Consider the following 26,273-nt stretch of genomic DNA (forward strand, 5'->3'; position numbering starts at 1 on the left):
TATTGGAACGCCGTGAAGCATAGCTGGCGGATAATTGAATATTTTCCATCGCAATCCCGGGCAGCATCCCAGCGGGTCAATTAACGTTTCTTGCCCTGCCGAATTACGAAACCGTGCCAAAGCATGACACAGGGCATGCCAACCTCATGTTGCTGAAAAGCCACAGACATGCGGTTCTAAATTTTCTAGTAAAACTATTATTTCCCAACGCAGGCGCGCACGTTTAAATCCATTTCGCGGATGGAGGGATGCGCCGGGAATGGCACTGGCAGATCGTCTTGCAAAGCTTGCCTATCCTTGACGGCTTGAGGGAGCCATCCATATGCATTTTCGAATGGTCGTACCGGCTGCCATCTTCCTGCTAGCGACGATTCGAATTCTGGCGAAGCGCTTTCAGACGCTCGCGCCGGCATTTTTCTCAGCTGTTTTTCTGGTTGCCTTGCAGGGTTTCGCAACCCCGTCCTACGCGCTGTCGTCCGGCTGTACCGCTTTGTCGGGTTACTTCGATTCTGCAAGCGGGGGGTACCACGGGACCTCCAGCGCATCCAATTTCAACACAGGCGAGCGCGTTGTCGTTACCTGGACGAGCGGAAACGGCGGTTCCAATTACTGGATTACGTCGGGAGGCGCCACGGTATTTGGCCCGTCGACAGGCACCGGCACCTATACGGTCCCATCCACAACGTCCAACCCGATAGCAGTGGTCGTCAACAATACGGGCAACTTCCGGATCGACTGGAGTTGCTTGGCCCCGCTCGGCGCGGCTCCGACGGTAACTGCCCTGTCGCCGGCAACGGGACCGACCGCGGGCGGCACAAGCGTCACACTGACCGGTACGGGTTTCACGGGGGCGACGGCCGTGCATTTTGGCGCAACGAATGCGCCAGGCTTCAGTGTAAATTCGGATAGTTCCATAACCGTGTCATCGCCTTCCGGGAGTGCCGGCACTGTAAATGTCACGGTCACGAATCCCGGTGGAACGTCGACAACAGGCGCCGCGAATCAATTCACCTATGTCTCTCCGGTGACGGCAACGACTGCGATTGCGTCGAAAGCTGCCACGCAAGCCAGGGCCGTCTCGGCATTCACACCCGTCACGGGCTCGGGTGGCACCGCTCCACTGACTTATAGTATCTCGCCGGCACTTCCCGCCGGGCTAAGCGTCAGTGGCTCCAGCGGCACTATTTCAGGCACGCCCAGCGTGACCTTGGCACCCTCGAATTTTACCGTCACCGTCACCGACACGAACGGACTGACTGCATCTGCGGGATTCGCATTGGCAGTCAATTCGGCGGTAACGGCAACGCAGGGAGTTCCCTCGACGGCGTTGACTGCCAATCATTCCGCAACCGCATTCAGGCCGGTGACCGGCGGCGGTGGAACGGGCGGTTTGACTTATAGCGTCTTCCCGACGTTACCTTCAGGCCTGTCGTTGGATGCGTCCACCGGCTTCGTATCGGGCGTTCCAACGGCGACCAGCAGTGCAGCGACCTATACCGTAACGATCACCGACATCAACGGCGCAACGGCCAGCAACACGTTCAGTCTGGCGGTCAACGGGTCGCCAACGGCCACGCAGGCTGTTGCCTCCATAACGTTGACGAGCGGTCATGCAGCCACCGCCTTCACGCCTGTGACAGGATCGGGCGGGACCACGCCGCTTACCTACAGCATTTCGCCGGCATTGCCCGGTGGCCTGTCGTTCAACGCCTCAACGGGCCTCGTCTCCGGGACCCCGACGTCGGCAAGCGGCACGGCGACCTATACGGTGACGGTCACCGACACCAACGGCGCAACAGCCAGCAACACCTTCGGTTTGACGGTAAACGGCCCGCCGACAGCCACGCAGGCCATCGCCTCTGTCGCGTTGACGAGCGGTCGTGCGGCGACCGCCTTCACGCCTGTGACGGGATCGGGTGGGACCGCACCGCTTACTTACAGCATCTCGCCGGCATTGCCCGCGGGCTTGTCGATCAATGCCTCGACGGGCGCGGTCACAGGCACTCCGACGACCTCGCTCACAGCGACCACCTTCGTGGTGACGGTGACGGATTCCAACAGCACGACGGCAAGCAATAATTTTATTCTGATCGTGAATAGCCCGGTAGCGGCCAGCCAGGCGGTGGCATCCGCAACTCTGACGGCCAATCACGCCGCGAGTACCTTCGTACCTGTCACAGGGTCTGGAGGCACTGCGCCGCTTGCCTATGGAATATCACCGGTGTTGCCGGCGGGATTGTCGTTCGACACGAGTACCGGCGCGGTCTCCGGTACGGCGACGTCGGCCAGCAGCGCGACGACCTATACGGTCACGGTTACCGACACCAACGGGTCCAATGCCAGCCAGAGCTTTAGCCTCGCTGTAAACGGCCCGATAGCCGCAAGCCAAGCAGTTGCCTCCACGTCGCTGACGACCGGTCACGCGGCAACTTCGTTCACGCCTGTCACCGGCAGCGGCGGAACGGGAACGCTGTCTTACGCCGTCTCGCCATCGCTGCCATCAGGACTTTCGTTCAGCACCGCGACCGGCACCGTATCCGGAACGCCAACTGCGGCGAGCGGCGCGACCACCTACACAGTCACAGTCACCGATATCAATGGTGCGACGGCAAGTGCGACCTTCGGCTTGACGGTCAACAGCGCGGTAGCCGCAACACAGGCGGTCGCGTCCACATCCTTGACGAGCGGACACGCGGCGACCGCTTTCACACCCGTCGCCGGCAGCGGCGGGACGGGAGCCCTGTCTTACGCCGTCTCGCCATCCCTCCCGGCAGGCCTGGCATTCGATACGGCGACGGGCGTGGTCTCCGGCACGCCAACCTCGGCAAATGCCGCGACCACCTATACCGTCACGGTCAGCGATGCCAATGGCGCCACGGCCGCCGCAACCTTCAGCTTAACGGTAAACGGCGCGGTGACCGCGACACAAGCCGTCGCTTCCGCATCATTGACGAGCGGACACGCCGTGACCTCGTTCACGCCCGTCACCGGGAGCGGCGGGACAGGAGCCCTGTCCTACAGCGTCTCGCCATCCCTGCCGGCAGGCGTTGCCTTCAGTACCTCCAGCGGTGCTGTGTCGGGATCGCCAACGGCGGCAAGTGCGGCCACCACCTATACCGTGACCGTCACGGACGCCAACGGCGCCACTGCGACTGCGACCTTTAATTTGACAGTGAATGGCGCAGTGACCGCAACGCAGGCGGTCGCTTCCGCATCGTTGACGAGAGGCCACGCAGCGGCTTCGTTCACCCCCGTCACCGGCGGCGGCGGGACGGGCACCCTATCCTACGCCATCTCACCTTCCCTGCCCTCAGGACTTTCGTTCAGCACCTCGAGCGGCACTGTGTCGGGAACGGCAACGTCGGCAAGCACCGCCACCACCTATACCGTCACCGTCACGGACACCAACGGCGCGACGGGCAGCGCTACCTTCAGCCTGACGGTGAATGGCGCGGTGACGGCCACCCAGGCGATTGCGTCCACGTCGCTGACGAGCGGCCACGCGGCAACATCGTTCACACCGGTTACCGGCAGCGGCGGCACCGGAACCCTGTCCTACACCGTCTCACCTTCCCTGCCGTCGGGGCTTTCGTTCAGTGGTTCAAGCGGCACTGTGTCGGGAACCGCAACGTCGGCAAGCGGTGCAACGAGCTATACCGTTACCGTCACCGACGCCAACGGCGCGACCGCCAGTGCCGCCTTCAGCTTGGCGGTAAACGGTGCGGTAACGGCAAACCAGATAGTTGCTTCCACGACGCTGACGAGCGGCCATGCGGCGACCTCGTTCACGCCCGTCAGCGGCAGCGGCGGCACCGGAACCCTGTCCTACAGCGTCTCGCCTTCCCTGCCGTCGGGTCTTTCGTTCAGCACCTCGAGCGGCGCGGTATCGGGAACCGCAGCATCTGCCAGTGGCGCAACGAGCTATACCGTCACCGTCACGGATGCCAACGGCGCAACGGCCAGTGCCGCCTTCGACCTGACCGTGAACGGTGCGGTGACGGCAACGCAGGCGGTCGCTAGTACAATGCTCACAAATGGGCATGCGGCGACATCATTCACGCCCGTTACCGGCAGCGGCGGGACGGGCACCCTGTCCTACGCCGTCTCACCTTCCCTGCCGTCAGGGCTCTCGTTCAGCACCTCCAGCGGTACGGTTTCAGGAACGCCGGCATCGGCGAGCAGCGCAACGACCTACACGGTGACCATTAGTGATGCCAACGGCGCGACGGGCAGCGCCACCTTCAGCCTGACGGTGAATGGCGCGGTGACGGCCACCCAGGCGATTGCGTCGACATCACTGACGAGCGGCCACGCGGCAACATCGTTCACGCCGGTTACAGGCAGCGGCGGCACGGGCACCTTGTCCTATAACGTCTCGCCATCCTTGCCGGCAGGCCTGACGTTCAATACGGCGACAGGGACGGTTTCAGGTACGCCAGGTGCCGGAAGCGGCACCGCCTCATATACCGTCACGGTCACCGACACCAACGGCGCGACAGCCAGTGCGGCCTTCAGCCTGACGGTAAATGGCGCGGTAACAGCCACCCAGGCGATCGCCTCCCAGACATTGATACTCGGGCATGCGGCATCCACGTTCGCTCCGGTCACGGGGAGCGGCGGGACTGGAGCTTTGACCTATGCGCTTTCACCGACGCTCCCGTCGGGCCTGTCGTTCAATACGGCGACAGGCGCCATCTCCGGCATACCAACGGCAATAAGCGGTGCAACGACCTATACCGTCGCCGTCACCGACACCAATGGCGCCACTGCGAGCGCAACCTTCAGCTTAACGGTCATTCTTCCGACCTTGACCTTTACGCCCACCAGTCTCCCGAACGGCGTGGCCGGCAATGCTTATGCGCAAACCATTACCGCCTCGAGCGGAATGGGGCCATACTCCTATGCCGTCAGCAGCGGATCTCTCCCCGATGGGCTGTCGCTCGACACAGCGACCGGAAAACTCAGCGGCACGCCGAAGGGCGCGGGCGCGAGCAACTTCACGATCACGGCGACCGACGTTCATACCGCAACCGGCTCGATCACCTACGCTTTGACCATCTCCGGCCCGGCCATCACCGTTGTTTCTTCAAGCGCTACGGTCGTTGCGGGCGTCTCGACGACGATAGACCTGACCCAGGGCGCGACGGGCGGCCCCTTCACCGGCGCCCGGCTGGTTTCATTGTCGCCGGCTTCGGCGGGCACTGCGATGATCACGTTGGGTGATACTGCGGCAGCCTCCGAAATGGTCGTTGCCGAGGTCGTCAGCGCCGGGCACTACAAGCTGAAATTCACGGCATCGCCCGACTTTTCCGGTACCGCGGTGGCAACCTTCACGCTCAGCAACGTCTTCGGATCCTCACCGCCCGGCACGGTAACCTTCGTCGTCACACCACGCAAGGATCCCTCGAAGGATCCCGATGTCATCGGCCTTATCAACGCGCAAACGGATGCAGCCAAGCGCTTCGCCGAAACACAGATCTCCAACTTCAACGATCACCTGGAACAGCTTCACGGCGACGGCTGCCTGCAGAATCAATGGGACCTGACGGTCAGCGACAATCGAAGCGGATCAAAAGACAATTCGACCACTCCTCAGACGGATTCATCGGACGACGGTCTGCTTGCGCGCAAGGGCAAGGACAAGCCAGCCCATCCTCAAAAGGCTCGGGACGACAGCAAGGATCGTTGCTCGCCCTTTGGAGAGGGAAGCATTGCGGTGTGGACCGGCGGCTTCGTGAACTTCGGCTCGAGGAATATCAGCTCTCTCGACCAGGGCTACGACTACACGACCGTCGGTGTGAGCGCGGGCGTGGACTATCGTTTCAGCAAATCCTTTACGGCCGGCGTCGGCCTGGGTTACGGAAGCGATCAGAGCCGCATCGGCGACAATGGAACGCAGAGTGACGCAAAGTCCTATAGTTTCGCGCTCTATGGCAGCTATCATCCGACGTCGGACACCTTCATCGACAGCTTGGCGGGTTACGGACTGCTGAACTTCGATTCCAAACGGTTTGCGGTGGATACCGACAGCTTTGCCAATGGTTCCCGCGATGGCCATCAGTTCTTCGGCTCCGTAACGACGGGCTACGAATATACCAATGACGGCTTCCTGATCTCTCCCTACGGACGTCTTTCAGCGTCCCGATCGACACTGGATTCCTTCACGGAATCCGGGGCGGACTGGGCGAACTTGAGTTATGGATCGCAGTCGATCGATACGCTCACGGGTACTCTTGGCCTACGGGTCGCATACAAAATCGGCACGGATTGGGGGTTCATCACTCCGCGTGCCCGCTTGGAGTATGGGCACGATTTCGCCGGAGACAGCAGCGTTTCGCTCGGTTACGCCGATCTGCCGAACTCCAAGTTCGACCTGAAAACGCTCGGAACCGGAAACGACTACGCAACAGTTTCCGTCGGTGCCGATTTCAAGGTGGGGCAAGACCTGACAATTGGCGCAGAGTACGGAACGACACTGGGGCAGACGGGCACGACACCGCAACAAGTGCGCCTGAGCATCCGCGAACGCTTCTAGCGCGCCTTCCAACGGCAGCCGCACAGCCTCCGCCGGGACATGGGAGACGTCACCCGATCAGTCAAATGGGTACGTCCACGTTGGCCCATGGGGCTGTCAACGACATCAGACGCTGTGCCTGAAGAGCACAGCGCTCAAGTCCGATCGCCAGCACGAATATCGGCGCTGAAATCGGCGGCACGTATGAGTGAGAGCCGGTTCCTGTCGGAAATCAAAAGACCAATCTCCGCCTAGGCGCCGAGATGCATTCCACTGTCGATCACGATGCATTGGCCCGTGACCTTGCTGGCCCGGTCGCTCAACCACAAGATGGCGTCTGCGATGTCGGCGGCATCGGGAATGCTTTTCAGAGGGGATGCGTCGATCAAGTTTGCCTTGAAGTCGCCATAGGAGGCTTCATCATGCCAGGAGAGCGCCCAGGTCGTATCGACGAAGCCGGGGCAAACGGAGTTGACGCGGATCCGCGGCGCCAGCGTTCGTGCCAGACCCATCGTCATCGTGTTGATCGCGCCTTTCGATGCGGCATAGGCAAGCGATGAGCCGGAGCCGGAGAAGGCGGAATCGGAGGAAACGTTGACGATCGACCCTAGCTCGGCCTGTTTGAGATGGGGCACGGCCGCGCGGATCATCTGATAAGTGCCGACGACGTTGACATCGAAGATATGGTCGAAATCCTCGGCATTCGAAGCCTCCAGATCGGTTGCTTCGGCATAGCGGGTCACGCCTGCATTGTTGACCAGCGCATCAAGCCGGCCGAAATGCTTCACTGCAGCCTCCGCGATTGACCGGCAATCGGCATCATCGGCAATGTCGCCCCGAATGCAGATCGCGTCGACACCCCGGATCCGGCATCGATCGGCAACGGCCTCCGCGCCTTCGCGGTTGCGGCTGTAGTTGACGACGATATCGTAGCCGGCCGCGGCAAAGGCGAAAGCGGCCGCAGCGCCGATCCCCGAACCGCCGCCGGTGACAACAACGCATTTTCTGCCCGTTTCCTCGATCATCTCTTGCCCCTTCAGTCGCGGATGCGCCGGCCGTCGGCATCGAACAGGCAAACCTTGCTCGTATCGATCCTCAAGCGGACGTCTTGGCCCGGCTTCGAGATCAAGCGCTCATGAAGCGTCAGCGTGATCCGCTGCGCGCCCGCCTGGACGATCACTTCCGTCGAAGCGCCCGTGGGTTCGATAATGTGAACCGTGCCCGGCACGCCCTGATCGGACAGACGAATATGTTCGGGGCGGATGCCGTAGAAAACACGCTGGCCATCGGCAGCGCTTGAGACGGGCAGCGTCAGTCTCATGCCGTCGCTTGTTTCGAAAGCGCCAGCCTTGATCTCCCCTTCGAGGATGTTCATCGCCGGAGAGCCAATGAACTGCGCGACAAAAATATTGGCCGGATCGTCGTAGAGGTCCAAAGGCGTTCCGGATTGCTCGACAATCCCTGACCGCATAACCACGATTCGGTCGGCCATCGTCATCGCCTCGACCTGATCGTGGGTGACGTAGACCGTCGTGGTCTTCAGCCGCTGGTGCAGCGCCTTGATTTCGGCGCGCATCTGCACGCGCAGCTTGGCATCGAGGTTCGACAAGGGCTCGTCGAACAGAAACACCTTCGGATCGCGGACAATCGCCCGGCCCATGGCGACGCGCTGGCGTTGACCGCCGGACAACTGACGCGGATAGCGGGTCAGCAAATCCTGCAGTCCGAGAATTTCCGCGGCCCGCATCACCTTTCCATCGATCTCCGGCTTCGGCACCTTCTTGAGCGAAAGCGCAAACTCCATGTTTTCGCGGATGGTCATGTGCGGATAGAGCGCATAGTTCTGAAAAACCATGGCAATATCGCGTGCCTTGGGCGCGATATCGTTGATCACATTGCCAGCAATCGCTATCTCGCCATCCGTAATCTCTTCCAGTCCCGCAATCATCCGCAAGAGCGTGGACTTTCCACAGCCGGAAGGTCCGACGAGTACGACGAACTCGCCATCCGGGATGTCGACCGAGATGTCCTTGATGATGCTGGTTTGCGCGTAGCTCTTGCTGACATTGCGGATTTGAACGGAGCTCATGTCGAGATTCCCTTGCCTGGCTATTTCACGGCGCCTTGCGTGATGCCGGCGATAAACTGCTTGGAGAGGATGATATAAAGAAGCGTGATCGGCAGCGCGGCCAGCGTCAGGCCGGTGAACATGACGCCCCAATCGGTGGTGAATTCGCCGATGAAGACGGTCAGGCCCTGCGGCAGCGTCTTCAGATCATCCGAGGTGATGAGGATCAGCGGAAAGAAGAAATCGTTCCAGATGGGAACGGCATTCTGGATCGCGACGATCACCATGGCCGGCCGCGCCAGCGGCAGCATGATGCGCAGCATGATCAGCAGTTCGCTTGCGCCATCGATGCGTGCGGATTCTTCGAGCTCCCGCGGCAACGTCCGAAGGAAGCCTGTCAGGATGAAGACCGCGGACGGCAGGCCCATGGCGACATAGACGAGGATCAGCCCCGCATAGGTATCGATCAGATGCAGCGCGTCGAGCTGAATGAAGAGCGGAATGATCGCCAGCTTGAGGGGGACCGTCATGCCGCTGATGAAGAACATCAGGACGGCTCCGCCGAGCTTGAATTCATACCGCGCTATCGCATAGGCCGCCATGGTGCCAAAAACGAGGATCAGCACGATCGAGGCGGCTGTGACACCGAAGGAATTCAGCATATAGCGAATGAAATTGGTCTGCTCCCACACCTTCTGCAAGTTCGTCAGCGCGAAGCTGTGCGGCAAGGCAAAGGGCGAGCTGAAGATCTCGGCATTCGTCTTGAAGGCGGACACAACCATGACGAAGAGCGGATAAAGCATCACCAGCCCGTTCAGCGCCAGCAGCGCTTGAATGACGCCGTTCTTCATCCACTCGTTGGAATTCTTCATGTCTAGTCTCGCAGGTTTGAAGGCGACAACGGCAAGGCGCAATCTCTAAAGCTGGATTTCACGGCGGCGCAGGAACCGCAGGGCGACGAACGAAAAGCCGGCGACGAAGATGAACATCAGCACGGCGAGAGCGCTGCCCTGGCCGAAATCCTGAATGCCGCTCGTCACGCTGCCGAAGGCGGTACGGTAGAAATAGAGGCCCAGGACATCGGTCGAGCCCCCCGGCGAACCGGTGAGGCCGGCCATCACATAGGGAATCTCGAACCAGTTGAAGCTGCCGATGAATGTCAGGATGCAGACGATCGTCACGCTCGGCGCGATCAGCGGCCAGATGATCTTGCGAAGCAGGACATAATCGCCGGCGCCGTCGAGACGGGCAGCCTCGATCACCTCGGATGAAATGCGCTGCATCCCGGCGAGGAGTACAAGAGTCGGAAACCCGAGCCAGTGCCAGACATTGGCGAAAATGATGCTGCCGAGCGCTGTGTTCTCATTGCCCAGCCAGGCCGGCCCCTGGATGTGAATGAGCGCCAAAGCGCCGTTCACCAGGCCGAAGAGAGGGTGCAGGAACAGTTTCCACAGGAAGCCGACGATGACTGACGATAGCACCACGGGCACAAAGATGATGACTTGGTGGATGCGGTGCCCCGGCAGCCCTTTCAAGAGCGCGAAGGCGATCAGGAAGGCAGTCCCGTTCTCGAAGATCATCAGCGAGATGAATACGATGACGTTGTGCCAGAAGGCATTGTACGTCCAGCCGCTGAAAGGCTCCTCGAACAGCACCTTGCGGAAGTTTTCCAACCCGACGAAGTTCGAAGGCAGGAGCCCGTTGAAATCGTAGAAAGCAAATCGCAGGGCGGACAGCAATGGCCAGACGACAAAGAGCGTCATCACGGCCAGAGCCGGAAACAGCAGGAAGAAAATCCACCACGACCGGCGCCGCGGCCAAAGGGACGTGGATCGGCGCCGATCTGAACTCATCTTATTTCCCCTGGAAAGGCTTGTACCACTTGGCGAGACCATTGGTGAGGTCGGCGCCCAGCTGTTCAGGTGTCATCGATCCCGACATCATCTTCGTAATGTCGGTCTGCAGCAACTCGGATCCCGTCGGCTTTTCGAAACGGAAGTAGACGACGTTGATATGCGGCATGGCCGTCTCGTTGAGCTTGGCAACCTCGGCCAGCAGGGGATCCTTCACCTCGACGCCCTTGATCGGCGAGATGTTTCCAAGAAGCGCGGTGAACTTGTCTCCGAATTCCTTGGTGCCCATCCAGGCCACCAGTTTCAGAGCGGCATCCTTGTTGGGCGAAGCGGCATTGACCGCATAGCCGCCGTCGAAGAATTTCGTCACCTGCGGAATGTCGCCTGCCTTGGCAGCCGGTGGCGCGACGAATTCCATGTTGAGCTGCGGATTCTGACTTTTGTAGGTGGCGATATCGAAGCTGCCGCCGGCAAGCATGGCGGCACGCCCACTCACGAACAACTGGCCGGCGGTGTCGTAGTCGACGCCTTCGTAACCGGACGGCATGTAGTCGCGCAGTTCAAGCAGTTTGTTGAGCGCTGCGATGTAGCGCGGGTCCTTGAATGTCGCCTTTCCGGTCTTCAGGTCCGAGACGAAATCCTGTCCGAGGAAGGGCCCTGTGAAGGATGCGACGAACATCTCATTGAACCAGCTGGTGCCGAGGCCGTTCGCCAGCGGGATAATGCCCTTTTCCTTCAGCGCCTTGGAGACGGTGATGAACTCGTCCCATGTGGTCGGCGGCTTCAGGCCGGCCTGCTGGAAGACATCCTTGTTGATGAACAGACCGAGGGTCTGCGACGCGAAAGGCAGAGAGTAAACCTGCCCGTCGCCGCGATAGGTGCCGGCCAGCAGCGCGTCGGCCGACATGTTGGCAAGCGAAGGCATGTTCGAGCTGTCCTGCTTGACGAAGTAGCCGGATTTTATGAACTGCTCCAGCCAGCCATAGGCGTGGGTGTGAATGACATCGCCACCCTTTCCGCCGGCAAGCGCGGTGGAAACGATCGTCGGGTAGTTCTCGTCCGGAAAGGATTCGAACTTCACATGAATATCCGGATTCTCCTTCGTGAAATCGGAGAATAGCTCGTTGTACGCGGCCTTGTCTTCCTGACGCCAGGTCCAGAAAGAAATGTCAGTCGCATAGGTAAAGGGCGCGGAAACGCCCCAGGCGATGGTTGCTGCGGTCAGCACCCCTGCAATCGATTTCAGTTTCATTGCGCTCCCCCTTTTTGGTTCTAGAGCATGTCCACGACGATTACCAAATCATAGTTCTTGCGTTCTGGCTAGATAGTTTGTAAATTTGCCTAACTATATTTTTGATGACAGGGCGCCAAACCATATGAAACAAGCTGACCTCATCGCCGGGATCGACATCGGGGGAACGAAAACGCATATCCTCGTCAAGGATTCCGGCCGCGTTATCGCGGACAAGGTGGTTGCCTCCACGGACTGGCGCATATGGGACCGGGAAAAAGACGCCGCAGCACTCGCCGCGCTCATCAAGCAGACGGCCGGCGGCAAACTATTTGCAACCGTAATCGGTGCCCATGGCTGTGACACGGATCTGCATTGCAAACAGCTCGAATCCGACCTCGCCCCGCAGCTGGAGGGTTACATAAAGGTCGTCAACGATTCCGAACTGCTCGTTCCGGCTGCAGGTTTTCAGTCCGGCATCGGCGTCGTGTCTGGAACCGGGTCGATCGCCGTCGCCCGCAACGCGGATGATGAAATGCTCGTCGCCGGCGGATGGGGCTGGATTCTCGGAGACGAAGGCAGCGCCGCCGCTCTCGTCAGGGAAGCTGCGCGCGCGGTTCGCGGCGCGATAGACCTCGGACAAACGAACGATCCGCTGATTGCGGAGTTGATGGCAAAGCTCAGGATCGGCGATCCGACCAAGATCGGCCGGCTTTTGAACGACACCCGCAGCGCCGCCATCTGGGGCGGCTATGCCGATGCCGTGTTTGCAGCCGCAAGGCAGGGCTCGCCATTGGCAAACCGGGTGATCCGCGAAGGCGCGGAGGCGCTTGCCGCTCTGATTGGGGTCCTGATCGGCCGCGGGGCGGATGCGCGTCATGTGGTGATCGGCGGCGGTGTCGTCGTCGAGCAGCCCATGCTTTTCGACGCATTTGTCGACGCCATGTCGAACCTGTCGCCGGCCAGCGAGGTCACGCTGCTGCGCGCGCCTCCCGTGACCGGCGCGCTGGCAATGGCCGAACGTTTTCGCAATGGCATTCTAGGAATGGAGAAATTCAATGGCAAATGAACGGATTGGCTATCGCGGTGCCGTCGCCCGGCAGCCGGAGAGCCTGGCTCAGGGCTTGGAGACCGTGGCGAGCGCGTTGCAGGCGATCGATATTGCGCCTTTTCGCGGCAAGTCGATCGGTTTTGCGGGCATAGGCGCCAGCTACCAGGCCGCGATGGTCGGCGCCTTCTATCTCCGGCTGCTTGGCGTCCCATCCTTCCCTTATTGCCCGACCGATCTCTATCAGGCCGTGGATAGCGCTGCGGAAGCTTTTGTCGCTCTGTCGGCATCCGGGCAGAGCAAGGAGATTTCCGACGTCATGGCGCTGCGCGCGCATCTGCCTCGCGTGGCAATCTGCAGAAGCGGCGGCAATCCGCTGGCCGAGCTGGTCGGCGCCGTCATTCCAAGCGGATCCGGCGCGGACAACGGTGCAAGCTCGACCGGTTATACCGGCATGGTGCTGGCCATTGGGCTTCTCTGCGATGCCATTGCTGGCAAGGCCTTCGACGGGTGGACGGAATTGCCGTCAGCCGTTCGGCAGACGTTGCAATCGGCGCGGGGGGCGGCAAAAGCGGCAGCGGCCAGCCTGCAATCCTGTGCCGAGATCGATCTCGTCGGTGCCGGCGCCGGCTTTGCGACTGCCGGCGAAGGCGCGATGCTGATTCGCGAGGCGGTGCGTATCCCGGCCGCCGGCTGGGATACCCTCAACTATCTGCACGGCCCGATGGAATCCCAGGATGGCCGCACCGGCGTCATCGCTTTCGGCAATGGCCGCGAGGTGAGGATAGCGCAGGATATGGCGGGCTTCGGCTGCCCCTCGGTTCTGATCACGAATCGCGATGACGTCGCCGAGCGTCCAGGCCTCACCGTCATGACGGTGCCGGGATTCGACAATCCGGTGGCCGACGCGATCATACAGATCGTCGCGTTGCAGATGATCGTCGGCGATATGCAAGACGCAGCCGGACTGACCGATATCACCTTCCGTTATCGCCAAACCGATACGAAATTGAAACCCTGGTCACCGACGGAAGTCTGACTCTAGCCAAACGAAGGCTGCGGTTCATCCGCCGCAGCCTCATTCCAGGGAAGAACGACGGTGGCATCCGGCGTTTCTCCCAGAATTCTCGCCAGCGCGTATTCCGCGGCCAGCCGCGTTGCGCCAAGAACCGTACCATTTGCGCCGAGCGTGCTGTTTGCGATTTCCGTTGCCCAGCTCAGATCGCGCGACACATGTCGAACCTCGTCCAGAATCATGGGATTCTGCCCAACACCGCCGCCGAGCACAACGAGACCCGGATCGAAGAAGCCGATGCAACCAGCGACCATCCGTCCGATATCGGCAGCGTGCCGGTTGACCCAGTCCAGAGCTTCCTTTTCGCCTTGCTGCGCACGATCGAAGAGTTCCCGCGCGGTTGCCGGCGCATCGCCCGCCGACCATCCGGCAATGCAGCGTTCCATCAACGCATCGGAGCCGAGATAATGTTCGAGGCCTTCACGTTCCGGAACGGCATCCAGCGACCACGGAAAGGGGATGCGGCCGGCTTCCCCTGCCGCACCGTTAAAGCCGCGAAACAGTTTTCCGCCGATGACGATGCCGAGACCGACGCGCACGCCGACCTGCAGGAATACAAAGATGTCCCGGCCTTTCGCTATGCCGGTTTGCAGTTCGCCGAAGGCGGCGCAGTTCACGTTGTTTTCGAGAAGGATCGGCGCATCAACCGATTGGCGCAAGCGCTGCAGAACGGCCTCCGGCGCGCGACGCTTGTTCTGACCCAAGCGATTTCTGGAAACGATGCGCGGAACGGCAACGGCAATGCTGCGGAGCACCTTGCCACGAGGGCCAACGGCCAGGATCGCAGCCTTCGCGGCATCATCGACCACGGACGCGACTTCTTCAATCGTCGCGCGGCTCTGCTTTGCGATTTTGAGCTCGACGGTTGCAAGCGGACTGCCGTCAAGTCCCTGCGCGACGGCGCGGACCTGTCCCGCGCCGACATCCATGCCGATGACGTAACCCGTTGCGGGCCCGAGCGCATAAACGGTCGCGGACCGGCCCATGGCGCCCTGCTGCGAGCCGATCGGCGCGACGAGGCCAAGCGCGCCCAGCTCGTTCATGACCGCGGTCATCGTCGGCTTGGACAGATCGAGGATCGCGCCAAGCCTTGGGCGGGTAATCGGTCCGGACGAAGCCACCACGCGCAGAACCTGACGCGAACTTTCCGTGAGAGATGGAATTGGGCTGGGTGGCATCTTGGCTCGTTTCGGTGGGCGGCGGCGATTCTGGCACCGCAAAATGCAAATCGCATCTGGCAGTTTCAATCATCCTCCATAGCCCAGTGTCAATAAAGGCGTGATCCTTATGTCCTCGACATCAGAGCCAAACCGGCAAAGCCAAGACGCGCTCAGCGCCGAAGTCGGAAAGACTTCGCATGAGACTGTCGAGGCAATCGCATTCGATTATTTCGGTCTCACCGGAAAGGCGGCAACGCTGTCGAGCGAGCGGGATGAAACCTTCCTGATCCAGACAGATACGGCAGACGACTATATTCTCAAGATCGCCAATCCGGCCGAGCGGCCCGATGTCCTCGAATTTCAGACGCAGGCGCTCATCCATCTCGCAGCCAAATCACCGGCCCTTCCTCTGCCTCGCGCCATTCCTTCGAAAACTGGCCAGATGCTGGTTACCCTGCCTCTCGGGGAGAAGCCCCGGATTGCGCGGTTGCTGACCTATCTTCCTGGTCGGCAACTTTACAAGGCTCGGCGCTCGCCGGAGCAGATGGGCGCCCTGGGCGAGATGCTCGCGCGTCTCGGCAAGGGCCTGGCGGATTTCCACCTGCAAACTCCGCACCAGACCCTGCTCTGGGATATTTGCAATGCGGCCGCGCTGACCGGCTATGTCGCCCATGTCGACCCTTCGCGGCAAAGGATGGTCGGCCACGTTCTCGAAAACTTCGACCTGCTTGCAAACGGGGCGATGAGGGGACTGCGACGGCAGGTCATCCACAACGACTTCAATCCGCACAATATCGTTGTTTCGGAGCGGGATCCCGCGACGGTGACGGGCGTCATCGACTTCGGGGATATGGTCGAAGCACCTCTCGTCAACGATCTTGCCGTCGCACTTTCATACCAGATCGGCGCAGAAAACGGGCTCGATGACATCGTCGCCATGCTTCGCGCCTATCACCGCGTCAATCCGCTCGATCCTTTGGAAATCTCCTGCCTTCCGACTTTGTTACGCACGCGGCTCGCCATGACCGTCATCATTACCGAATGGCGCGCCGCCCTTTATCCGGAGAACCGTGACTATATTCTCCGCAATCACCCAATCGCACTTGCCGGCCTCATGCGCCTTGTCGACCACAGCGACGCAGACCTTGGCGCTTTCTTCCGGCAGAAAATCGGAGACCTCTCATGACGATGGCAAATGCATTCGGCGCTGATGATTTCAGCCGGCTGAACAAGGAAGAGCAAGAGATGATCGCGCGTCGTGAACGCGTCCTCGGGCCGGCCTATCGTCTCTTCTACGAACGGCCGCTGCATTTCGTGCGCGGCGAAGGGGTCTGGCTCTACGATGCGGACGGCCAAGCCTACCTTGACGCCTATAACAACGTCGCCTCCATCGGTCATGGCAACCCCACGGTTCTTGAGGCAATCGGTCGGCAGGCGGCAACGCTCAACACCCACACCCGATATCTGCATGAGGGCATCCTGGCCTATGCCGAAGCGCTAACGGCAACCTTTCCGGCCGAGCTCAGCCAGGTCATGTTCACATGCACGGGAAGCGAAGCGAACGATCTCGCCGTGCGCATCGCCCGGACCTATACCGGCGGGACGGGTATCATTGTGACATCCCATGCATACCATGGCGTCACCAGCACGGTGGCGGAATTCTCTCCCTCGCTTGGCCCCAATGTCGACCTTGGAATTCACGTCAGGACTGTTTCGCCGCCGAACCCGGATCTGCCAGCATCCGAGGTCGAAGCGGCCTTTTCCCGCGAAGTCGAAGCCGCAATCGCCGACCTCAGGCGGCACGGCATCAAACCGGCGATGCTCATCGTCGATACGATCTTCTCCAGCGATGGGGTCATCGCCGATCCTCCGGGCTTTCTGAAAGCGGCGGTCGCGGCTATCCGCGAGGCAGGCGGCATCTTCGTCGCCGATGAGGTCCAGCCAGGTTTCGGGCGGACGGGCGAAGCGCTATGGGGCTTCCTCCGTCACGACATCGTTCCGGACCTTGTCACGACCGGCAAGCCGATGGGCAATGGCTATCCGATGGCCGGCCTGATTGCCCGGCCGGAGATTATTGCCGATTTCGGCCGCAACGCCCGCTATTTCAATACGTTCGGCGGCAATCCTGTCGCGGCCGCCGCCGGGCAGGCCGTCCTGGAGTTCATCAGAGATCAGGACCTTGTCGCGAATGCCCGCTCGGTGGGCGCCTATCTCAAGGCGGCGCTGGAGACATATGCCGGTCGCTCCGAGCTTATCAAGTCCGTCCGCGGGGTCGGCCTGTTCCTGGGCGTCGACGTAATGGAAGGCGGAGAGCCTTCGGCGGCAGCGGCAGCCCGAATCGTCAACGGCCTCCGCGACAGGCGCGTTCTGATCAGTGCCAGCGGCCCCCATGCCAACGTCCTGAAAATCCGGCCACCATTGGTATTTTCCCGCTCGCACGCCGATTGCTTTATGGAAGCCTTCGACGCCACATTGAAAGACGTCATGCAAAAGGGCCGATGATTTCAGGCCGTCCGCAACGACGACTATACCGTGGGTCTTTTCATGCGCTCGCCTCCGTCAGCTGGGACACCTCGTCCAGCTGGCGGAGGTTGAGGCAGAAGTCGAGAAGCGAATTTCCATATTCCGCCGACGCGCCGCCGTAAGCGATATTGCCTTTGAACTTGGCGATCAGTTCGTCGCGGGTCAGCGGCTCGCGGACACCGCCGCGGAAATGCGGCTGACGCAGCTCCACCACCGAACCATCCTTGAGGCTAACCCGGATGTGACCGGTATAATTCCTTGGATACTCGTTGGCCGGATCGATGACGTAGCGGATCCGGCTGGCAAGATCGAGTACGCGCGGATCGGCGGCCCTTTCGTCGGTGAACTGCTGCAGACCGGCGTCGCCGTCAAAGAAGGCGACCGCCATGCAGAAGGGCATGCTGAACTTTGCCGCATAGCCGGAAGGCGGCCTGTGTTTGGTCGGCAGGGGTTCCCAGAGGCGGTCCACCAACCCCTCCCCGGTCTCGGAGACGATCGAAACGATATCCTCGGCCTTGACGTCCGTTGCCCGCAGCCTGAGCATGCAGTCGATGAAGGGATGGATCATCGTGCCGCAGGCATAGGGCTTGAAGGCGATCTTTTCCATCAGCCATTCGGTGCCGATGCCTTCGGTCAGAGCCTCGTAATCCGGCGCGGCTCCCCTGCTGAAGACCTTGAAGATGTTTCTCGGCCCCTCGAAGACGGTGCGCGGTCCGAAATAGCCGGAGCGCCCCAGGAGGGCGGCGCGATAGCCGGACTGCGCGGCCCAGCCCGGATGAAGGCGCTTGGTCCAGGCGCCTTCGGTCAGAAACTCCCCGATACCGGACGCCATGCTGCCGGCAATGCCGAAGGCGTTCGTCAGTTGCCGGGCATCGAGGCCGAGCGTGACGCCAGCGCCTGCCGCCGCACCCAAGGCGCCGATGACGCCGACGGGGTGGAAGCCCGCCTTGTGGATGGCGCCCGGAACCACGCTGTTGAACCTGCAGATCATTTCCAGTCCGGCCAGGATGCCTCTCAGGGTATCGGCACCGCTGCGGCGATATCGTTGCGCGGCGGCGAGGACCGCCGGCAGCACCATGGCGCCGACACGGATCGGGGCGCCTTCGAGCGTATCGTCGAAATCCTCGCCATGGGTTGCAGTGCCGTTGATGAGCGCGGCCGCAGCCGCGTCGAAACCGCCAGCATGGCCGATCGCCGTGCAATTGCCGATGCCGTCGCTGGCCTCGACGATCGCGCGAATATAATCGGAATTGCGGGCCGCGACGCAAAGTCCGGCCATGTCGATCAAATCGTTGACGGCAACCTCCTCGGCCCGGCCAGGGACGTCCTCCAGACGGAAAGAAGTGAGCGAGGCGGAAATACGCTCGGCAAGCGAGGCGCCCGGCGCCATCAAGACGAATTCATCGGTCGACACGAGATACCTTCCAGATTGAAACGAGGAAAAGCGGGATGGGCCAGTCAGGAATGCACATCCTGCGTGAACCATTCCGACGGCAGTCGATGGCCCAGTCCGGCTTGCCGCGCCCTGTCGAGAAGCACCGCTCCGGCGGCGGCAAACTGATAGCCGAGGCCGTGGAAATTCAGGAAGCAGGTGATCTCGTCAGCCGATTGCCGGCCCGACGCCGCACCTGCCACCAGTTCGGCAAGCGATGGGGCAGCCGCGATCTTCGCCAGCCTTGGATCGGAATTGATCTGCTTGCTGCCTTCTTTGTGGGTCAGCCCCTTGGCGACGACAAGGTGGTCGCTACCCATATTGCCGGGATCGTGGACGATGATCCTGCCGGCTTTCAATAGAGCCTCCGGAGCGATCTCCCCATCGCGGATGGAGCCGATATGCATTCCGGGCTCCACCCAGCTTGCCTGGAAAACCGCCTGCAGGCTGTTGGTGGCGCAGAGCACGATATCCGCCGTCCGCACCGCCTCTTCCGGCGCGACGAAGGCTCTGGCCGGAATGTTCAACCGTCCTTCGAGGGCGGCAGCGAAGGCCCGTGCATTGTCGGGATTGGGGCTGAAGATGCGTATCTCCGACAGGGGCCGGACCGCGGCGGCCGCCATGGCCTGGGCATGGGCCTGCCAGCCGGAACCAAGGATGGCAAGCCGCGAGGCGTCCCCGCGGGCCATATGGCGAAGCGCAAGCCCGCTGGAGGCGCCAACGCGCATGCGCTGCAGCACGCCGTCCGGCAGAATGGCCAGCGGCTCCCCGGTCACGGTGCTGAACAGCAGGATCAGGCCGACCCAGCGGTCGCCCGGTGCCGCCGGCACCTTCACCTTGCGGGTCCGTCCGCCCGCCGAGGGGAAGCTGAGGATATCGGAATTGATCCGCACCGCGCCGATGCCGCTGGCCGGCACAATGCCGCCGACCATCTTCAGGGAATAAACGCCGCCGTCCTCCCGCTGCGTCGCCGTGATCATGTCCGAGCGCCGGCCGTTGACCGCCGTTCCCTCGAAGGCCGCACGATAGGCAAGCTCGAAGCTTTCGATGCATGCCTTCATATCAAGCAGCGCATCGACGTCCGCGTTCGAGAGGTAAAGCATGCACAACTCCGGTGAATAGGCTTCGGGAGATCAAAGCGGAGTACGGATGGAACGCCTCAGAGTGCCGGGCCGGCAAGTGCGCAAACATCTCTCTCGTCATTCCCGGCTAGATCGGTGATGACGTGCCTTTTACGCTCTTTGCCGTTGCGCGGAGGCACGACGCTCGCCGTGCCTCTCCTGTTCGCTTTCAGGCCGCCGCCTATTCAGACCCAAAGACGCTTGGGCAGCGGAAGACCGGCATAGAGCTCCGGCCCGATTTCCAGCTCTGCGCCGAGACGGCCGGCGGCGATGATGTCGAGCTGGCGGGAGTGCTGCGTGCAATGCCAGACACCGCGCTCCACCACCTGGCTGGACGGCTGGTCTCCGTAGTAGGTCTTGAGACGCTCGGGAATGGCAAGATGGCCGCCCTTTGCCTTCCAGGCCTGCAGCTCGCCATGCGTCTTTTCGAGATGGGCGATGATGTCGGCCTTGGTGACGATCGCCGGATCGACGTAGGCATGCACCGGCTTGATCTCGATCAGCCCGTCTTCCATCTGGCGGACGAAGGCGTGGACGATCTGACCGATATGGACGGCAAGCTCCCTGATGGACCGGTCACGCACGGGGATGACGCGTTCGCGCAGATGCTCTTCATCGAATTTGTCGACGATCCTGCGCGCCTTCGCAAGGATAAGATCCCAGCGAGCGAAGAGCTCGTCGTTGCCGAGACGTTTGTGATCGCGCGAAACGCCGAGAAGATTTGCGACGTCATCGAGGTTCTGCGAGTAGACGAATCTGGTTCCGAGACGGACGGCCGGGATGCTCCGCAGACCCGATGCCAGGATTTCCTCCATGGCGCCTTCGTCCTCAAGCACATTGACGGATTCGAATTCGTATCCGAGCTCCTCAACATATTCCTTCGTCTTCAGGCAGCTCGAGCATCCGGGCTTCCAATAGACCGAAATCTCCGGCCGCTCTTTCAGTATCGTGTTTTCTGACACCATGTGCAGGGCTCCAGTTTTGCTAGTACGACGAAACGCTCGCCGATGGATGCCCGTGAGATAGGCTTCACCACAAAAAGTGTCAACACATTTGATGGAGAAGAGCGGGACATCGCCACATATGGCGGCCTGAAAACCTCTAAATAGAAAAATGTGTCAACGATCGTGAGATATTTGGAAATAATCTCTATTGACTAAGTAGACTATAAATTGATGAATGCCTCATCGCTTTTCAGGGATCCTTTGCCATGAAACTTACCGCTCTCGCCGCCACGCTTTCGGGCGTCCTTTTCTCCGCCCTCGCCTTCGCACCCGCCCATGCAGAGGACCGGAAGCTGAACGAGCCGATCTTCGCGCAGCTGTACAAGGAGGCGAAATCGAAGAACGAAACGGAGGTGGTCTACTACACCGCCGCCCGTACCGAAGAGGCAGAGCGGTTGAACGAACTCTGGAGCCAGAACTTCCCCGACATCCAGCTGACGATTGTCGGGAAGAAGGCCCCGGAACTCATTACCCAGGTGGAAGCAGAGAAGGCCGCCGGTGTCGTGCGCGCCGACGTCGTGACCATGACGCAGCCCTATGTGGCCGTTCAATGGAAGAAGGAAGGGCGTTATCAGCCCTATAAGGTCAGCTCTTTCGACAAGCTCGGCGACTATGCCGACAAGGACGGCGCCTATTATTCGTCCGGCGTTTACCTGCTGCCGGCCGCCTACAGCAGCAGCGCCATCACCGACAAGAACGACCTGCCAAAGAGTTTCGCGGATTTCCTCGATCCGAAGTGGAAGGGAAAGATCGTCCTGGCCGATCCGGCCACGGCCGGCAACAACCGCACCTTCTTCCTGGCCATGTTGCAGGCCGGCAAGATCGACTGGCCCTATCTCGAAAAGCTCGCGAAACAGAACGTCCTCTTCGTGCGTGGCAATGCCGAGGTCGTGCGCGCACTGGCTTCCGGCGAGCGGTCCGTAACGCCGACCATTTCCTCCTTCAACGTAATCGTTTCGAAGGAAAAGGGCCAGACGGTCGATTTCTACGGCCTCAATGACGGAACGCTGGTGACGGAGCAGCCGAGCGGCATCCTGACGGGCGCACCGCATCCCGCAGCGGCGAGGCTTCTGCTGGAGGTCCTCACCAGCGCCGAAGGACAGGCGATCCAGGCCGATGCCGGCAAATACTGGCCGACAAACTCGGAGTCAAAATCGGTTGCCGGCCTTCCCCAGCTCGTCAGCTTCAAGCCCTTCAATGTCGACCTCGACGAATTGTCCGATGACGCGGCCGCCGACACATTCCTCAAGCGATTTGCCAAAACCTTCGGACGCGAATGACATGGCGTTGGCAGCAAGAGAAGCGCAAGCCACCCATCCGAGCCTGCTCCTCAGCAGGCTCGGCAAGCGATTGGGTGGCAGATCCGTGGTCAACGGCATCGATCTCGCGGTCAATGCCGGCGAATGCGTCGTCCTGCTCGGCCCAAGCGGCTGCGGCAAGACGACGACATTGCGCATGGTCGCGGGGTTCATCGACCCCGACGAAGGCGAGATCCGTATCGAGGGCAGATTGACGGCGGGCAACGGCACCTCGGCTCCGACCGAGCGCCGGCAGCTCGGCATGGTGTTTCAGAGCTATGCCGTATGGCCGCATAAATCGGTCCACGACAACATCGCCTTCGGCCTGAAGATCGCCGGCCATGATCGCAACACGGTAAGGGACAGGGTGCGTCAGGTATTGGAACTGGTGCAGCTTGATACCCATGCCGACCGCTTCCCCGCGGACTTGAGCGGTGGCCAGCAGCAACGCGTCGCCTTGGCGCGCGCCGTCGTCATGCAGCCGAATCTGCTCCTCTTCGACGAGCCGCTGTCCAACCTCGATGCCGGGCTGCGGGAAGAGCTTCGGGGCGAGCTGCAGCGACTGCATTCGGAAAAGGGAATAACCATGCTTTACGTGACGCACGATCAGCAGGAGGCTCTGGCCCTTGCCGACCGGATCGCGGTCATGAACGCCGGGCGGATCGAGCAGTTTGCCAGCCCCGAAGACATCTATCGTCAGCCGCGCTCGCGCTTCGTCGCCTCCTTCGTCGGTGCCGCCAATCTTCTGGAAGGCCGCATCGTCGCCAGGGACGAGAGCGCATGTCGCCTCCGCATCGAGACGGAGCATTGCGGCACGTTCCTGGCCCAGGCAGACCGCGACTTCGTTATGACGGGCAGGATCGGCGATCGCGCCGCCGTCGTGCTAAGGCCGGAAGACCTGACGTTGGCGGCGCACGGAGACGGTTTTGCCGCAACGCTGCAGGACGTCACATTCCTCGGCGATTGCTACGAGACGACCCTTCATATCCCCGGTGGCCGCATTCGCGCCAGAAGCCGCAACCGCCTTATCGCCGCGCGTGGCAGCCGGGTTGCCGTAACCGCCAATCCCGAAGCAATATGGGCGGTCCCGTGACCTTGGTTTCGAGCCTGGAACGCATGCCATCGAGGATGATCAGTCTGAAAGCGATCAGGACGATCCGCAGCTGGGGCAACGAGCCGGTCAAGCTGGCGATAATGCTTGCTGTCGCCATCCTGCTCTGCGCGCTGATCGTCTATCCCATCGGCCTGCTTGTGAAATTCGGCCTGACGGACAAGGACGGCTCTTTTTCCATTAAAACCCTGTTCACCGCTTTCAGTCAGCCGGGCATGGCGAAGGCCTGCCTCAATACGATCAGCCTCGCTCTGCTGGTCTGCCTGGGGGCGAACATCATCGCTCTGCCCATGGCGTGGCTGGTGACGCGAACCGACATGCCCTGCAAGGCGTTCGTCCGCGTCGGTGTGGCGCTTGCCTTCGTCATTCCATCCTTCGTCACCGTGATTGCATGGATCTTCCTCGCCTCGCCGAATTCGGGTTATCTCAACAAGGCCGCCCGGCAGTTTCTCGGCATCGATGGGCCGCTGCTCGATATCGTCAGCTTCGGCGGGCTGGTGTTCGTCGAGGCGTCCCATCTCTTTCCGCTGATCTTCTTCGCGGTCTCGACGGCGCTCGCCAATATCGATCCCAGCCAGGAGCAGGCCGCCCGGGTGCTGGGCGCGGGACGGTTCCGCGTGATGGCATCGATCACGCTGCCGCTCGTCACTCCCGCAATCGTCTCCGGCACCATGCTCGTCCTGCTGGACTCCATTTCGTCCTTCGGTGCGCCGATGGCGATCGGCACCATGGCGAATTTCTCTGTGCTCACCACGAAGATCTACGCCATGCTATCCTTTCCGCCGCATCTCGAGCTGGCGGCGGCGGCCTCCCTGCCGATCGTGCTCGTCACGCTTCTCTGTCTCGCCCTGCAGCGCAGGCTGACCGGCGCCAATCGCTATCGGACGATCTCCGGCAAGCTTGGCGCGGCGGCACCCGAGCGGCTTGGCCGCGCCCGCTGGCCGGCCTTTCTCCTCTGTCTCGCCGTCATTTTCGTAACGGCGCTGCTGCCGCTGCTGGCGCTCGTCGCGCTTGCCCTGCTGAAGGCCTTCGGCTTGCCGCTGACCTGGGCGAACATGACCTTCCGCAACTTCGAAATGATCGCCAATCCCAGCCGATCGACATTTCCAACAATCTCGCACAGCTTTCTCCTGGCGTCCGCGACGTCCTTTGCCTGCGTCACCATCGGCCTCGTCTGCGCCTGGTTCGTCGAGCGCTCGACCATCATCGGCCGGGGCGTGGTGAGCGTCGTAATCATGGTCACTTACGGATTTCCGGCCGTCGCCTTCGCCGTCGCCATCATGCTGGGCTACATCAACCTCCTCTATGGCACGTTCACGATCATCGGCATTGCCTATGTCGCCAAGAACCTGCCGGTCGCCTTCGTGTTCTTCCGTTCGGCCTTCAAGCAGCTTTCGGTGGAACTCGAAGAAGCCGCGCGTGTGGTCGGCGCAAGCTGGGGCGTCACCATGCTGCACATCAGCCTGCCGCTTCTCAAGACCAGCGCGTGGTCTGCCGCCCTGCTTGTCTTTGCGGTCGCGTTGCGCGAGCTTTCCATGTCGGCGATCCTCTCGCAGCCGGGAACCGAGGTCATGTCCACGCAAGTGCTGGATTATGTAGAAACCGGCGCAATCGAGCTTGCGGCAGCCATGGCTCTGATTATCGTCGTTCTGAGCATCATTGCCCTGACGGCGATGCGGCTCATCGCCGGACGGAACCCGATCGAGGCCAAATGACAGAAAAGGCATATCCCCCGGCCGCTGCCGCCGCGCCGACTTCGCCGCCGACCCTTTGGCAGCTGTTCTCCTCCTGTGCCAAGATCAGCGTCTCCAGCTTCGGCGGTGCCGTCAGCGCGATGATCCGCGTCGAATTCGTGGTGGCCAAGCAATGGGTGGCGGAGGCGGATTTCCTCGAAGGACTGGCGCTGGCGCAGACGCTGCCGGGCGTCAATGTCGTCAATCTCAGCCTCTGGCTGGGCTACAGCCTGCGCGGCACGATCGGCGCCATCGTCGCCGTGTTTGGCTCGATCCTGCCGCCGGCCATCATCATTGTTGCGGCAAGCGCCTTCATCCATCGCATCAGCGGCATACCGCTGGTGACGCAATTGCTCGCCGGCGTTGCCGCCGCGGCACTCGGTTTCTCGCTCAACATGGGCATTCGTGCCGCGCGTCACGCGCTGGCCGATATTCTCTCGCTGCTGGTCTTCGCCGCAACGATCGTTGCCAGCCTTGCGCAGGTGCCGCTGGTCTTCATCGTCTGCCTGCTGGGGCCGCTCAATATCGGCTTGGCCTATTGGAAGCTCCGCCGTGAACAAAGATGATTCCGTTCTTCTGCTGCTGATGAAACTGGCGCCGCTATCGTTGATGACGATCGGCGGCGGCCTGAGCATCGTCGGCGACCTTCAGCGGCTGAGCGTCGAGCATGGCTGGTTCACGGTCGAGGGCTTCAACGAGATCTTCGCTTTGTCACGCGTCGCACCTGGGCCGGCGACGCTCATCGTCACCCTCATCGGCTGGCATGTCGCGGGCGTTGCCGGCGCGATCGCGGCATCGCTGGCGATCTTCCTGCCTTCCAGCGTCCTGACCTACAGCGTCGCCAGGCTATGGCACGCGCATCGTTCCGCCATCTGGACCAGAGCCGTCGCGATCGGCCTTGCGCCCATCGCCGCCGGGCTGATCATCAGCAGCACGGCGGCTCTGCTGCAGCACGCGGTCGGACAATACATTGCCTGGCTGGTCGCGATATTGACCGCAGTCCTCTCGTCGAGGACGCGCTCCGGCCCGATTCCCCTGCTGGCGATCGGCGCGGCCGTCTTTATAGTGCTCTACAGATTTTTCTTCTGACTCGGGCGATTTG

The 26,273-nt window shown here is 61.4% G+C and carries 19 protein-coding genes; 10 read left to right on the forward strand and 9 right to left on the reverse strand.

What is annotated here, in order from left to right:
* Positions 1 to 322: 322 nt before the first annotated feature.
* On the forward strand, positions 323 to 6,535 hold the full coding sequence (locus GR212_RS06515) for a putative Ig domain-containing protein (RefSeq protein WP_163985639.1): 6,213 nt from the start codon (positions 323 to 325) through the stop codon (positions 6,533 to 6,535).
* Positions 6,536 to 6,765: 230 nt separating this feature from the next.
* Here GR212_RS06515 and GR212_RS06520 read toward each other — a convergent pair whose 3' ends face one another.
* The 5 genes from GR212_RS06520 to GR212_RS06540 are packed head-to-tail and all read right to left on the reverse strand — an operon-like array spanning position 6,766 to position 11,687.
* The gene (locus GR212_RS06520) at positions 6,766 to 7,539 is read right to left on the reverse strand and encodes an SDR family NAD(P)-dependent oxidoreductase (protein ID WP_163985640.1); all 774 of its coding nucleotides are present in this window, start codon (positions 7,537 to 7,539) and stop codon (positions 6,766 to 6,768) included.
* Positions 7,540 to 7,550: 11 nt separating this feature from the next.
* A complete protein-coding gene (locus GR212_RS06525; RefSeq protein ID WP_163985641.1) occupies positions 7,551 to 8,603 on the reverse strand; it encodes an ABC transporter ATP-binding protein in 1,053 nt (350 codons plus the stop codon).
* A gap of 20 nt (positions 8,604 to 8,623) precedes the next feature.
* Positions 8,624 to 9,454, reverse strand: a complete 831-nt coding sequence (locus GR212_RS06530) for a carbohydrate ABC transporter permease (protein WP_163985642.1) — start codon at positions 9,452 to 9,454, stop codon at positions 8,624 to 8,626.
* Positions 9,455 to 9,499: 45 nt separating this feature from the next.
* Positions 9,500 to 10,435: a carbohydrate ABC transporter permease gene (locus GR212_RS06535; RefSeq protein ID WP_163985643.1), complete on the reverse strand. Its 936-nt coding sequence runs from the start codon at positions 10,433 to 10,435 to the stop codon at positions 9,500 to 9,502.
* A 1-nt stretch (position 10,436) separates the two neighbouring features.
* On the reverse strand, positions 10,437 to 11,687 hold the full coding sequence (locus GR212_RS06540; RefSeq protein WP_163985644.1) for an extracellular solute-binding protein: 1,251 nt from the start codon (positions 11,685 to 11,687) through the stop codon (positions 10,437 to 10,439).
* Positions 11,688 to 11,811: 124 nt separating this feature from the next.
* Between GR212_RS06540 and GR212_RS06545 the strand changes: the two genes are divergently transcribed.
* On the forward strand, positions 11,812 to 12,735 hold the full coding sequence (locus GR212_RS06545; RefSeq protein ID WP_163985645.1) for an N-acetylglucosamine kinase: 924 nt from the start codon (positions 11,812 to 11,814) through the stop codon (positions 12,733 to 12,735).
* Entirely contained in the window at positions 12,725 to 13,753 is a 1,029-nt protein-coding gene (locus GR212_RS06550) for an SIS domain-containing protein (RefSeq protein WP_163985646.1), read from the forward strand. The genes GR212_RS06545 and GR212_RS06550 overlap by 11 nt, the downstream gene beginning before the upstream one ends.
* Positions 13,754 to 13,755: 2 nt before the next feature.
* Here GR212_RS06550 and GR212_RS06555 read toward each other — a convergent pair whose 3' ends face one another.
* Positions 13,756 to 14,967, reverse strand: a complete 1,212-nt coding sequence (locus tag GR212_RS06555; protein WP_163985647.1) for an ROK family transcriptional regulator — start codon at positions 14,965 to 14,967, stop codon at positions 13,756 to 13,758.
* 109 nt (positions 14,968 to 15,076) lie between these two features.
* Here GR212_RS06555 and GR212_RS06560 point away from each other — a divergent pair, with 109 nt between their 5' ends.
* Together GR212_RS06560 and GR212_RS06565 are read left to right on the forward strand one after the other, a co-directional pair.
* Positions 15,077 to 16,135: a phosphotransferase gene (locus GR212_RS06560; RefSeq protein ID WP_163985648.1), complete on the forward strand. Its 1,059-nt coding sequence runs from the start codon at positions 15,077 to 15,079 to the stop codon at positions 16,133 to 16,135.
* On the forward strand, positions 16,132 to 17,451 hold the full coding sequence (locus GR212_RS06565; protein WP_163985649.1) for an aspartate aminotransferase family protein: 1,320 nt from the start codon (positions 16,132 to 16,134) through the stop codon (positions 17,449 to 17,451). The genes GR212_RS06560 and GR212_RS06565 overlap by 4 nt, the downstream gene beginning before the upstream one ends.
* A gap of 40 nt (positions 17,452 to 17,491) precedes the next feature.
* Here the strand turns inward: GR212_RS06565 and GR212_RS06570 are convergent, their stop codons facing one another.
* The 3 genes from GR212_RS06570 to GR212_RS06580 all read right to left on the reverse strand — a co-directional run bounded on the left by GR212_RS06570 (position 17,492) and on the right by GR212_RS06580 (position 20,990).
* The gene (locus GR212_RS06570) at positions 17,492 to 18,886 is read right to left on the reverse strand and encodes an MmgE/PrpD family protein (protein WP_204326281.1); all 1,395 of its coding nucleotides are present in this window, start codon (positions 18,884 to 18,886) and stop codon (positions 17,492 to 17,494) included.
* Between the two features lie 44 nt (positions 18,887 to 18,930).
* Positions 18,931 to 20,007: an ornithine cyclodeaminase family protein gene (locus GR212_RS06575; RefSeq protein WP_163985650.1), complete on the reverse strand. Its 1,077-nt coding sequence runs from the start codon at positions 20,005 to 20,007 to the stop codon at positions 18,931 to 18,933.
* Positions 20,008 to 20,210: 203 nt separating this feature from the next.
* The gene (locus GR212_RS06580) at positions 20,211 to 20,990 is read right to left on the reverse strand and encodes a glutaredoxin (RefSeq protein WP_163985651.1); all 780 of its coding nucleotides are present in this window, start codon (positions 20,988 to 20,990) and stop codon (positions 20,211 to 20,213) included.
* 245 nt (positions 20,991 to 21,235) lie between these two features.
* Between GR212_RS06580 and GR212_RS06585 the strand changes: the two genes are divergently transcribed.
* From GR212_RS06585 to GR212_RS06605, 5 genes are read left to right on the forward strand one after another with little or no spacing between them, the layout of a single operon-like run.
* A complete protein-coding gene (locus GR212_RS06585) occupies positions 21,236 to 22,309 on the forward strand; it encodes an ABC transporter substrate-binding protein (RefSeq protein ID WP_163985652.1) in 1,074 nt (357 codons plus the stop codon).
* A 1-nt stretch (position 22,310) separates the two neighbouring features.
* Positions 22,311 to 23,420, forward strand: coding sequence for an ABC transporter ATP-binding protein (locus GR212_RS06590; protein WP_163985653.1), 1,110 nt, complete (start codon positions 22,311 to 22,313; stop codon positions 23,418 to 23,420).
* A complete protein-coding gene (locus GR212_RS06595; protein ID WP_163985654.1) occupies positions 23,417 to 25,153 on the forward strand; it encodes an ABC transporter permease subunit in 1,737 nt (578 codons plus the stop codon). The genes GR212_RS06590 and GR212_RS06595 overlap by 4 nt, the downstream gene beginning before the upstream one ends.
* Positions 25,150 to 25,737 (forward strand): chromate transporter, encoded by a 588-nt coding sequence (locus GR212_RS06600; protein ID WP_163985655.1) that lies wholly within the window; start codon positions 25,150 to 25,152, stop codon positions 25,735 to 25,737. Before GR212_RS06595 ends, GR212_RS06600 begins: the two co-directional genes overlap by 4 nt.
* Positions 25,724 to 26,260 (forward strand): chromate transporter, encoded by a 537-nt coding sequence (locus GR212_RS06605; protein ID WP_204326282.1) that lies wholly within the window; start codon positions 25,724 to 25,726, stop codon positions 26,258 to 26,260. The genes GR212_RS06600 and GR212_RS06605 overlap by 14 nt, the downstream gene beginning before the upstream one ends.
* Positions 26,261 to 26,273: the final 13 nt, after the last annotated feature.

This window comes from Martinezella lusitana (genome assembly GCF_010668395.1).
In the GTDB taxonomy this organism is placed as follows: Bacteria; Pseudomonadota; Alphaproteobacteria; order Rhizobiales; family Rhizobiaceae; genus Rhizobium; species Rhizobium lusitanum_A.

Excerpts from the sequence above, each read along its gene's own strand:
- GR212_RS06555 (WP_163985647.1), bottom strand. The coding sequence starts at position 14,967 with ATGCCACCCAGCCCAATTCCATCTCTCACGGAAAGTTCGCGTCAGGTT.
- GR212_RS06580 (WP_163985651.1), bottom strand. The coding sequence starts at position 20,990 with ATGGTGTCAGAAAACACGATACTGAAAGAGCGGCCGGAGATTTCGGTC.
- GR212_RS06565 (WP_163985649.1), top strand. The coding sequence starts at position 16,132 with ATGACGATGGCAAATGCATTCGGCGCTGATGATTTCAGCCGGCTGAAC.
- GR212_RS06530 (WP_163985642.1), bottom strand. The coding sequence starts at position 9,454 with ATGAAGAATTCCAACGAGTGGATGAAGAACGGCGTCATTCAAGCGCTG.
- GR212_RS06515 (WP_163985639.1), top strand. The coding sequence starts at position 323 with ATGCATTTTCGAATGGTCGTACCGGCTGCCATCTTCCTGCTAGCGACG.
- GR212_RS06535 (WP_163985643.1), bottom strand. The coding sequence starts at position 10,435 with ATGAGTTCAGATCGGCGCCGATCCACGTCCCTTTGGCCGCGGCGCCGG.
- GR212_RS06600 (WP_163985655.1), top strand. The coding sequence starts at position 25,150 with ATGACAGAAAAGGCATATCCCCCGGCCGCTGCCGCCGCGCCGACTTCG.
- GR212_RS06540 (WP_163985644.1), bottom strand. The coding sequence starts at position 11,687 with ATGAAACTGAAATCGATTGCAGGGGTGCTGACCGCAGCAACCATCGCC.
- GR212_RS06525 (WP_163985641.1), bottom strand. The coding sequence starts at position 8,603 with ATGAGCTCCGTTCAAATCCGCAATGTCAGCAAGAGCTACGCGCAAACC.
- GR212_RS06520 (WP_163985640.1), bottom strand. The coding sequence starts at position 7,539 with ATGATCGAGGAAACGGGCAGAAAATGCGTTGTTGTCACCGGCGGCGGT.
- GR212_RS06575 (WP_163985650.1), bottom strand. The coding sequence starts at position 20,007 with ATGCTTTACCTCTCGAACGCGGACGTCGATGCGCTGCTTGATATGAAG.
- GR212_RS06545 (WP_163985645.1), top strand. The coding sequence starts at position 11,812 with ATGAAACAAGCTGACCTCATCGCCGGGATCGACATCGGGGGAACGAAA.
- GR212_RS06585 (WP_163985652.1), top strand. The coding sequence starts at position 21,236 with ATGAAACTTACCGCTCTCGCCGCCACGCTTTCGGGCGTCCTTTTCTCC.
- GR212_RS06560 (WP_163985648.1), top strand. The coding sequence starts at position 15,077 with ATGTCCTCGACATCAGAGCCAAACCGGCAAAGCCAAGACGCGCTCAGC.
- GR212_RS06550 (WP_163985646.1), top strand. The coding sequence starts at position 12,725 with ATGGCAAATGAACGGATTGGCTATCGCGGTGCCGTCGCCCGGCAGCCG.
- GR212_RS06590 (WP_163985653.1), top strand. The coding sequence starts at position 22,311 with ATGGCGTTGGCAGCAAGAGAAGCGCAAGCCACCCATCCGAGCCTGCTC.